Raw genomic sequence first — 8521 nt, forward strand, 5'->3', positions numbered from 1 at the left:
AAGCCATCGGCGGCGCGCAGGCCGTCGAAGACGCGTTCGACGCCGTGGCCGTAGCCGTTGGCTTTCACGACGGCCCAGACTTGCGCGTCGGGGGCGGCCTGGCGCACGCGGCGCAGGTTGTGTTGCAGGGCAGAGGTGTGGATCAGGGCTTCGATCGGGCGCGGCATCTTGCAATTGTGCCGCGCGAGCCGTGCCCTGATGTCAGCTCGGCCTTGCCCGGTGCCGTGCTATAACCGCCGCCACTCGCATCCGGACTTGCCACGTTGCCCACAGCCATATCCCCAGTTGTTGCGAATGGGGCCGCGCTTGCCAGCTTGCCTGGAGCGCCAGCTGCCGGGGGTTGTATTGAATAGCGAATGAAAAAAGGTTTCAGCACCATCATGTCGGCGCAGTTTTGCAGCTCGCTGGCCGACAACGCGCTGTTCGTGGCGGCCGTCGAATTGCTCCGGGCGTCCGGCACGGGTGAGTGGCAACGGGCCGCGCTGGTGCCGATGTTCGCGCTGTTCTACGTGGTGCTCGCTCCCTTCGTGGGGGCGGTGGCCGATGCCTACCCCAAGGGCAAGGTGATGTTCGTGTCGAACACCATCAAGATCGTGGGCTGCCTGATGATGTTGTTCGGCGCCCACCCCTTGATCGCCTACGCCGTGGTCGGCCTGGGCGCAGCGGCCTACTCGCCTGCCAAGTACGGCATCCTGACCGAGCTGCTGCCGCCTTCGCAGCTGGTCAAGGCCAATGGCTGGATCGAGGGACTGACGATCACGTCGATCATCCTGGGCGTGTTGCTCGGCGGGCAACTGATGGGCCCGCGGATCGCGCCGGAGCTGCTGCGCTTCGATATGCCGTTCATCGATACCGGCATCGACACCCCGCCCGAGGCGGCTATCGCCACCTTGATCGTGCTCTACGTGATGGCGGCGCTGTTCAATCTGCGCATTCCGCTCACGGGTGCCGTGCCTCAACCGTTGCCGAGCAACCCGCTGGTGCTGCTGCGCGACTTCGCGTCCTGCAACATGCGGTTGTGGACCGACCGCCTGGGCCAGATTTCGCTCGCCACCACCACGCTGTTCTGGGGCGTGTCGGGCAACTTGCGCTACATCGTGCTGTCGTGGGCGGGAGTGGCGCTGGGTTACGGCACGGCGCAGGCTTCGTCTCTGGTGGGCGTGGTGGCGGTGGGCACGGCGGTGGGCGCGGTGCTGGCCTCGATGCGAATGCAATTGCATCAGGCCACCAGGGTCATCCCGTTGGGCATCGCCATGGGCGTGTTCGTGATGGCGATGAACGTGATCCACAACGTGGCCGTGGCGGCGCCGTTCCTCATCCTGCTGGGTGGGCTCGGCGGCTTTCTCGTGGTGCCGATGAACGCGCTGCTGCAGCACCGGGGTCACACGCTGATGGGCGCCGGGCGCTCGATCGCCGTGCAGAACTTCAACGAGCAGGCCAGCATCCTGGCTCTGGGGGCGTTCTACAGCGCCCTGACCAAGTGGATCGGCCTGTCGGCCTACGGCGCCATCACGCTGTTCGGCGTGGGCGTGGCCTCGCTGATGTGGGCCATCGGTCGCTGGCATGCTGCCAACGAGCGCAATCACCCCGAAGAAGTCCACAGCCAGTTCGCGCATTCGCAGCACGACTGAGCCCCTTGCGTCGCGGACACCGCCGGCGCTTGCGTTTCCTCACATTTGCAACGCCTGAAGCGTTAACCAGCTCACGGTTTGCCGCGTTGTAGGGGCAGGGCGATACGGCGATGCATCACTCGCATCGCGGCCCTGTTGCCACAGGAGTGCAAGACCATGCAAGGTTCGACGAAGCAGATCATTGGGGGCGTGTCGCTGGCGCTGGCCGGCCTGTTGGCGGGCGGTGGCGCGCAGGCACGTGGCGTGTATTGGTCGGTGGATGTCGATGCGCCCGTGGTGGTGGGCGGCAATGTCCACACCGAATTCTCGAATGCGCCGCGTGTGCGCTACGTGCAGCCGCAGCCAGTGATCGTGGCGCCCGCGCCGGTGGTGATCGAGCAACCCGCGCCGGTCTACGTGGAGCGCCGCTGGTGTCCGCCTCGGCCGGTGTATGTGCCGGCGCAGCCGGTGGTGTACGACGAGGGGCGTTGGTACCACCGCCATGGTTGGGGGCGTGACGACGACCGCGGCTGGGGGCGCGGCGAGTGGGGCCACCGTGAGTGGGAGCGGCGCGAGCACTGGGAGCACGAACGCCGCGAGCATCGCGGACACGATCGCGATTGATATCTGACGGATTGATTCGCTGTATCAGCAGCATGAAAAAAGCGGCCTGCGGGCCGCTTTGTCATGAGTGCCGCAGAAACAGGCGGCACGGGGTTGGAGGCATCAGGCGAAGCTGGCCAGCGTCTTGCGCATCTTCTTCATCGCCGCGACTTCGATCTGGCGCACCCGTTCGGCGCTCACGCCATATTCGGCGGCCAGCTCATGCAGCGTCATGCCGCCGGTGCCGTCGTCGCGCACCTGGAGCCAGCGTTCTTCGACGATGCGCCGGCTGCGCGGGTCAAGTTCGGCCAGCGCGTCGCGGATGCCATCGCTCGACAGCCGGTCGCGACGGTGGGCTTCCAGCAGGCGAGTCGGTTCGTACGATTCGTCTGCCAGGTAGGCGATGGGCGCCATGGCTTCGTCGCCTTCGGCGTTGCCGGGCTCCAGCGCCACGTCGCCGCCCGAGAGGCGGGTTTCCATTTCGAGCACGTCTTCGGGGCGCACTTGCAATTGCTGCGCAACGGCCTCGACTTCGGCGCCGCTGAGCGTGTTGCGAAACACTTGATCGTCGGTCGCGTCGCTCTTCAGGTTGTTCTTGATCGAGCGCAGGTTGAAGAACAGCTTGCGCTGTGCCTTCGTGGTCGCAACCTTCACCATGCGCCAATTGCGCAGCACGTATTCGTGGATCTCGGCCTTGATCCAGTGCATGGCGTAGCTCACCAGCCGCACGCCTTGATCGGGGTCGAAGCGCTTCACGGCCTTCATCAGGCCCACGTTGCCTTCTTGAATCAAGTCGCCTTGCGGCAGGCCGTAGCCGATGTACTGGCGCGAGATCGACACCACCAGACGCAGGTGGGACAGCACCAGCCGACCGGCGGCTTCCACGTCCTGCTGGTCGCGCAGGCGGCTTGCCAGCTCGGTTTCTTCTTGCGGCGTGAGCATGGGCAACTGGTTGACGGCACGGATGTACGCGTCAAGGTTGCCCAGCGAGGGCACCATGGCCCAGGGGTCGCGAATGGCCAAAGCAGTGGTGTTCATGTTGTTCATAGACAGCCGATTGCTCCTTTTGTTCCATCAATATTAGCACTCGACGGGTTTGAGTGCTAAATGCTGAGAAAGTGCCATCCGAAGCCGATTACGGGGGTGGGTTGAGCCAGTAAAAACACTCCCCCGGGATAGGTGTTTGCGGGGGGCGGGGCCCGATATATCTCGTGTGAGAATCGCCGCCGCATCCCGCAGGAGCGGGACTTTTCCACAACTGAGGAAGGCAACGATGAAAAAGATCCTGCTGGGTGTGGCTGCTGCCGCACTGTGTGTGGCGGCTGGCGCAGAAGAACACGGCGGTCTGCTGGACATGCTGCACGGCACCTACAACGGTGGCGCTCTGGGGCACACCACGATTTCCGATTACTGTCAGGCGGGCGCTTACACCTGCAACGACCAACGGGATGTGTCGTTCAAGGTCTTTGGCGGCTTGCGTCTGACCGACTACCTGGGTGCCGAGGTTGGCTACATCAGCTTCGGTCGCATTCGCGCGCTGTCCCAGCCCAACGGCGCTTCGGGTGGAATCGACGAGCGCACCACGCGCACCAACGGGTTCATGGCCGACGCGGCGCCTGTCTATCGCGTTGACCAGAATATTTCGCTCGTTGGCCGTGTCGGTCTGGCGCGCCTTCACATTGAAGGGTCGGACAACGGGGCGAACTTCTCGGCATCGAAAACGGCACCCCACCTCGGGGCGGCGTTCAACTACAAGTTCCGCGATTTCGTCCCCAACATGCTGCTGCCCGCGCTCAACGGCGTGAACGTCGAGATCGGCTGGGACACGATGAAGGCCAAGTACCTCGGCTCGGACCATTGGTACAACATGGTCTCGATGGGTTTCGGGGCGGAGTTCTGATCGACGGCTGTCGATTTCAGCAGTCTCGAACGCAAGGAGCCGGCATTGCCGGCTCTTTTCTTTGGGCGACGCGTTTTAGTGCGATTGCAGCCTGAACTGCCCAACCACGTCGGTCAGGCGATTCGCCTGGTCTTTCAGGCTCTCGGCGGCTGCGGCCGATTCTTCGACCAAGGCGGCGTTTTGCTGCGTGAGTTGATCGAGCTGCGAAACCGCCGTGTTCACCTGTCCGATGCCGTTCGATTGGTCGGATGTGGCCGCCGTGATCTCGCCGATGATGTCGGACACGCGCTGCACGCTGGAGACGATCTCCTGCATCGTCGAGCCGGCATCCTGCACGAGCTTCGAGCCGCTTTCGATGCGCTCGGTCGAGGCGGTGATCAGGCTCTTGATTTCCTTGGCGGCGTTGGCGCTGCGCTGCGCCAGGTTGCGCACCTCGCCGGCTACCACCGCGAAGCCGCGCCCTTGTTCGCCAGCCCGGGCGGCCTCGACAGCCGCGTTGAGCGCCAGGATGTTGGTCTGGAAGGCGATGCCGTCGATCACGCCGATGATCTCGTTGATCTTGCGCGAGGCGGTGTTGATGTCGTCCATGTTGGCAACCACCTGCGCGACCACGTTGCCGCCGCGCGAGGCGGCTTCGGCGGCCGACGAGGCCAGCTGGTTGGCGGTGCGCGCCGAATCGGCCGTGTGACGCACGGTGCCGGTGAGCTGGGTCATCGACGAGGCGGTTTGCTGCAGGCTGCTGGCGGTGTGCTCGGTGCGCGACGACAAGTCCTGGTTGCCCGCGGCGATCTCGGACGACGCCAGGCCGATCGATTGCGCCGCCTGGCGCACGGTGTGGATCGAGCCCGACAGCTGCGTCACCATGTTGGACAACGACTGCAGCAGCGCGCCGACTTCGTCTTCGCCGCGCGCCTGCACTTGAATCGCCAGATCGCCTTGCGCGACCTGGGCGGCGGCGTCCGCGGCTTGGCTGATATCGGCCACGATCTTGCGCTGGGTGAACCACGCGAACGCCAGCATGCCGGCGGCGGCGGTCAGCCCGAGCACGCCCATGCCGATGGACGCGCGCGAAAACAGGGTTTCAAGCGAGTGGGCCTGCTCGGCATGGCGCTGGTTGACCGAGTCGACAATGCTCTTGAGGTCTTTGGTCAGCGCGACGAAATCCGCGTCGGCGGTTTGCAGCGCGGCGATGCCGGTGTTGGGATCGACCGTGGACAAATCGATGGCGGCGTCGGCCGATTTTTCATAGTGGGCCAGCAACTCGGCGAAGTGCCGGGCCACCTCGGCGGTGGCGGACTGATCGGCGAGCAGTGGCTTGACCGCTGCGGCGATCTCGGCCAAGTCCTTCTTCAGCCGCTGGCGCGTGGCATCGACCTCCGCCCCCGACAGCGAGCCGATGAGCGCAACGGTGCGGTAGAGCTGCGTGCGGTGCTCGGAGAGGTCGGAGCGGATGGCGCCGGCGGCGGTATAGGCGTCGACGGTGCTCTGGCGCTCGCTGGCATTGCTCGATTGATAGGCCTGCGAGCCTGCGACGGACAGCACCAGGGACAGGATCAACGCGCCGCTGGTGAGCAGCGGGGCGATCATCAATTTGGCGTGAAGCTTCATCACCGCCTCCAGACGTCAAGGGTCGGGCTGCCGCGGCAGCCGGGTGATGGTTACTTGTAGATGCCGCCGCACACCACGGAGTCGTCGAGCTTCTCGCAATACATGCTCTTGGGCTCGATCTTCTTGGTGGTGGGGTTGGTGAACTTGTAGTCCTGCCAGAAGCTGGCCTGCTTCTTGGCCATCTCGACGCGCTCTTGCACGAAAGGCTTGCCGTCCACGTCCTTGAGCTCGATCAGGTTGCGGCCCACCATTTTTTCGTTGGCGCCGTGGGCGCGTACCGTGCCATCCAGGGCGTAGACGACCAGATAGAGATCGCGGTCGACGAACGCGCCTTGCTTGTTGGTGATTTCGGCGTAGGCCTTGTCCTTGCCGTTGGCCTTTATGAAGGCCACGCCCTTCTTGACCATCGAGACGGCTTCGTCCTTGGTGGCGTGCTCGCCCGCCCAGGCACTGAAGGTGACGATGCCCGCGGCGGCGATCAGGCCGCAGACGAGTTGCTTGGTGAGTTCGCGGGTGCGAGAGAGATGGACGTTCATGGAGTCTCCAACAGAGGTGGAATCACGGCCTGATCACAGCAACGAGGCGCGGGCCGTGCGCGTCACTCAAATTCGTTCGACGGGTCAGTCGCACAGCCCCATGTCCGGCGACATCAGCATGCCTTCAATGTCGAGCAGGATCACCATGCGCTCGCCCACGTGGGCCAGCCCGCGGATGTAGGTTGCGTCGATGGCGGACTGCATGTCGGGCGCCGCGCGCACGGCCTCGGCCGGGATCTCGACCACGTCGCTCACCGAATCGACCACCGTGCCGATGGTGCGCTGCCCGATGTGCAGCACGATGGTGACGGTGAAGGCGCTGTATTCGGCCTCGCCGTTGGCGTTGAGGCAGCCGAAGCGCACGCGCAGGTCGACGATCGGCACGATGGTGCCGCGCAGGTTGACCACGCCTTTCAGGAAGCCCGGGGCGTTGGCGATGCGGGTCGGGTTTTCATAGCCGCGGATCTCCTGCACCTTGAGGATGTCGATGCCGTATTCCTCGCTGCCGAGGCGGAAGGTCAGGTATTCGCGGGCCAGCGTGTCGGTCGCGGCGTCGAGTTTTTCCATCATGCCCATCGTGGTCTCCAGATTCGAGCGCGGTGTTCTTGCGGCAGGTCAGTGGCGCGAGCGGCGCACCAGGCTGCCGACGTCCAGGATCAGGGCGACGCGGCCGTCGCCCATGATGGTGGCGCCCGATACGTCGGGCACCTTGCGGTAGTTGGCTTCGAGGTTCTTCACCACCACTTGTTGCTGGCCGAGCAGTTCGTCGACCAGCAGCGCGACGCGGCCGCTCTCGGCCTCGACGACCACCATGATCGAGCTGGTGTGATCCCAGTCGAAGCGGGGCACCGAGAAGATCTTTTCGAGCTCGACGACGGGCATGTAGCTCTCGCGCACCTCGACGACGCGGCCCGATCCGCCCACCGTCTTGACCATCTCTTCGGTGACCTGGAAGCTCTCGACCACCGACGACAGCGGCAGGATGTAGACCTCTTCGCCCACGCCCACGCTCATGCCGTCCATGATGGCCAGCGTCAGCGGCAGCCGCACGGCCACGCGCATGCCATAGCCCTCGGCGGAGTCGATCTCGACCGTGCCGCCCAGGCTGGTGATGTTCTTCTTGACCACGTCCATGCCCACGCCGCGGCCGGACACGTCGGTCACCTGCTCGGCGGTCGAGAAGCCGGGCTCGAAGATCAGGCCCCAGACTTCGGCGTCGCTCATGCCTTCGTGGGCATTGAGGCCGCGCTCCATCGCCTTCTTGAGCAGCTTCTCGCGCGACAGGCCCTTGCCGTCGTCGCGCACCTCGATCACGATCGAGCCACCCTGGTGCGAGGCGCTCAGCGTGATCGTGCCGGTCTCGGGCTTGCCGGCGGCCAGGCGGTCGGCGGGCATCTCGATGCCGTGGTCGCACGAGTTGCGCACCAGGTGGGTCAGCGGGTCGGTGATCTTCTCGACCAGGCCCTTGTCCAGCTCGGTGGCTTCACCCTGCGTGACCAGCTCGACCTTCTTGCCCAGCTTCGAGGCCAGGTCGCGCAGCATGCGCGGGAAGCGGTTGAACACGGTGGACATCGGGATCATGCGGATGCCCATCACGGCCTCCTGCAGATCGCGGGTGTTGCGGTCGAGGTCGGTCAGGCCGGCCATCAGTTGTTGATACAGCACCGGGTCGAGGTTGCGGCTGTTCTGCGCCAGCATGGCCTGCGTGATCACCAGCTCGCCGACCAGGTTGATGAGCTGGTCGACCTTCTCGACCGAGACGCGGATCGTGCTCGATTCGAGCGAGGCGGTGGTGCCGCTCTTCTCGGCCTTCGGTGCGGCAGCGGGCTTCACGGCGGCGGCGACCGGAGTCAGCGCAGGAGCGGGGGCCGGCTTGCTGGCGGACGGCGCGCTGTTGGGCGCGCCCGGCGCATCGTCGAAGAAGCCGAAACCCGGATCCTTGGCCGGCGCGGCAGCGGCCGGTGCCGGAGCACCGGGGGCGTCGTCGAAGAAGCCGAAGCCGGCGTCTTTTTCAGGCGCGGCCGGCGCGGCAGCTGGCGCGCTGGCCAGCGGGGCGAAGCGCACGTGCTCGCGGGCCACGTGGAAGGTGAACAGGTCGATCAGCTCGGACTCGGCGCTGCGCGTGACCACCTTGAAGCGACGCAGGCCGTCTTGCGCCTGACCGCCGTCGAGCGGCTCGATGGTGCCGAGGTCGGCGATTTCCTTGAACAGGTCGACGATGTTGTCGGCGTCTTTCGGGTCGGGCAGCGGGCCGACGATCAATT

General features: G+C 65.3%; 9 protein-coding genes. 3 read left to right on the forward strand and 6 right to left on the reverse strand.

Annotated features, from left to right (window positions below):
- A partial coding sequence (locus ACE3SS_RS13845) for an alanine racemase (RefSeq protein ID WP_374594921.1) occupies positions 1 to 167 on the reverse strand: 167 nt, incomplete at its 3' end.
- Positions 168 to 356: 189 nt separating this feature from the next.
- Between ACE3SS_RS13845 and lplT the strand changes: the two genes are divergently transcribed.
- Together lplT and ACE3SS_RS13855 are read left to right on the forward strand one after the other, a co-directional pair.
- Positions 357 to 1631 carry a lysophospholipid transporter LplT gene (gene lplT, locus ACE3SS_RS13850; protein ID WP_374594905.1) on the forward strand — a complete coding sequence of 425 codons (1275 nt, stop codon included), beginning with the start codon at positions 357 to 359 and terminating at the stop codon, positions 1629 to 1631.
- Positions 1632 to 1787: 156 nt separating this feature from the next.
- Entirely contained in the window at positions 1788 to 2234 is a 447-nt protein-coding gene (locus ACE3SS_RS13855) for a hypothetical protein (protein WP_374594907.1), read from the forward strand.
- A gap of 102 nt (positions 2235 to 2336) precedes the next feature.
- On the opposite strand, the gene rpoH is transcribed toward ACE3SS_RS13855, so the two are convergent.
- Positions 2337 to 3260 carry an RNA polymerase sigma factor RpoH gene (gene rpoH / locus ACE3SS_RS13860; protein ID WP_374594909.1) on the reverse strand — a complete coding sequence of 308 codons (924 nt, stop codon included), beginning with the start codon at positions 3258 to 3260 and terminating at the stop codon, positions 2337 to 2339.
- A gap of 226 nt (positions 3261 to 3486) precedes the next feature.
- Here rpoH and ACE3SS_RS13865 point away from each other — a divergent pair, with 226 nt between their 5' ends.
- The gene (locus tag ACE3SS_RS13865; RefSeq protein WP_374594911.1) at positions 3487 to 4113 is read left to right on the forward strand and encodes an outer membrane beta-barrel protein; all 627 of its coding nucleotides are present in this window, start codon (positions 3487 to 3489) and stop codon (positions 4111 to 4113) included.
- A 75-nt stretch (positions 4114 to 4188) separates the two neighbouring features.
- On the opposite strand, the gene ACE3SS_RS13870 is transcribed toward ACE3SS_RS13865, so the two are convergent.
- The 4 genes from ACE3SS_RS13870 to ACE3SS_RS13885 all read right to left on the reverse strand — a co-directional run.
- The gene (locus ACE3SS_RS13870) at positions 4189 to 5721 is read right to left on the reverse strand and encodes a methyl-accepting chemotaxis protein (RefSeq protein WP_374594913.1); all 1533 of its coding nucleotides are present in this window, start codon (positions 5719 to 5721) and stop codon (positions 4189 to 4191) included.
- Between the two features lie 50 nt (positions 5722 to 5771).
- Positions 5772 to 6257, reverse strand: coding sequence for a cache domain-containing protein (locus ACE3SS_RS13875; protein WP_374594915.1), 486 nt, complete (start codon positions 6255 to 6257; stop codon positions 5772 to 5774).
- A gap of 84 nt (positions 6258 to 6341) precedes the next feature.
- Positions 6342 to 6833 carry a chemotaxis protein CheW gene (locus ACE3SS_RS13880; protein WP_374594917.1) on the reverse strand — a complete coding sequence of 164 codons (492 nt, stop codon included), beginning with the start codon at positions 6831 to 6833 and terminating at the stop codon, positions 6342 to 6344.
- A 39-nt stretch (positions 6834 to 6872) separates the two neighbouring features.
- Positions 6873 to 8521 (reverse strand): chemotaxis protein CheA (locus ACE3SS_RS13885; RefSeq protein ID WP_374594919.1); only part of this gene is annotated, 1649 nt, incomplete at its 5' end.

The organism is Aquabacterium sp. (assembly GCF_041915145.1).
Classification (GTDB): domain Bacteria; phylum Pseudomonadota; class Gammaproteobacteria; order Burkholderiales; family Burkholderiaceae_C; genus Aquabacterium.

Excerpts from the sequence above, each read along its gene's own strand:
- lplT (WP_374594905.1), top strand. The coding sequence starts at position 357 with ATGAAAAAAGGTTTCAGCACCATCATGTCGGCGCAGTTTTGCAGCTCG.
- ACE3SS_RS13855 (WP_374594907.1), top strand. The coding sequence starts at position 1,788 with ATGCAAGGTTCGACGAAGCAGATCATTGGGGGCGTGTCGCTGGCGCTG.
- rpoH (WP_374594909.1), bottom strand. The coding sequence starts at position 3,260 with ATGAACAACATGAACACCACTGCTTTGGCCATTCGCGACCCCTGGGCC.
- ACE3SS_RS13865 (WP_374594911.1), top strand. The coding sequence starts at position 3,487 with ATGAAAAAGATCCTGCTGGGTGTGGCTGCTGCCGCACTGTGTGTGGCG.
- ACE3SS_RS13870 (WP_374594913.1), bottom strand. The coding sequence starts at position 5,721 with ATGAAGCTTCACGCCAAATTGATGATCGCCCCGCTGCTCACCAGCGGC.
- ACE3SS_RS13875 (WP_374594915.1), bottom strand. The coding sequence starts at position 6,257 with ATGAACGTCCATCTCTCTCGCACCCGCGAACTCACCAAGCAACTCGTC.
- ACE3SS_RS13880 (WP_374594917.1), bottom strand. The coding sequence starts at position 6,833 with ATGGGCATGATGGAAAAACTCGACGCCGCGACCGACACGCTGGCCCGC.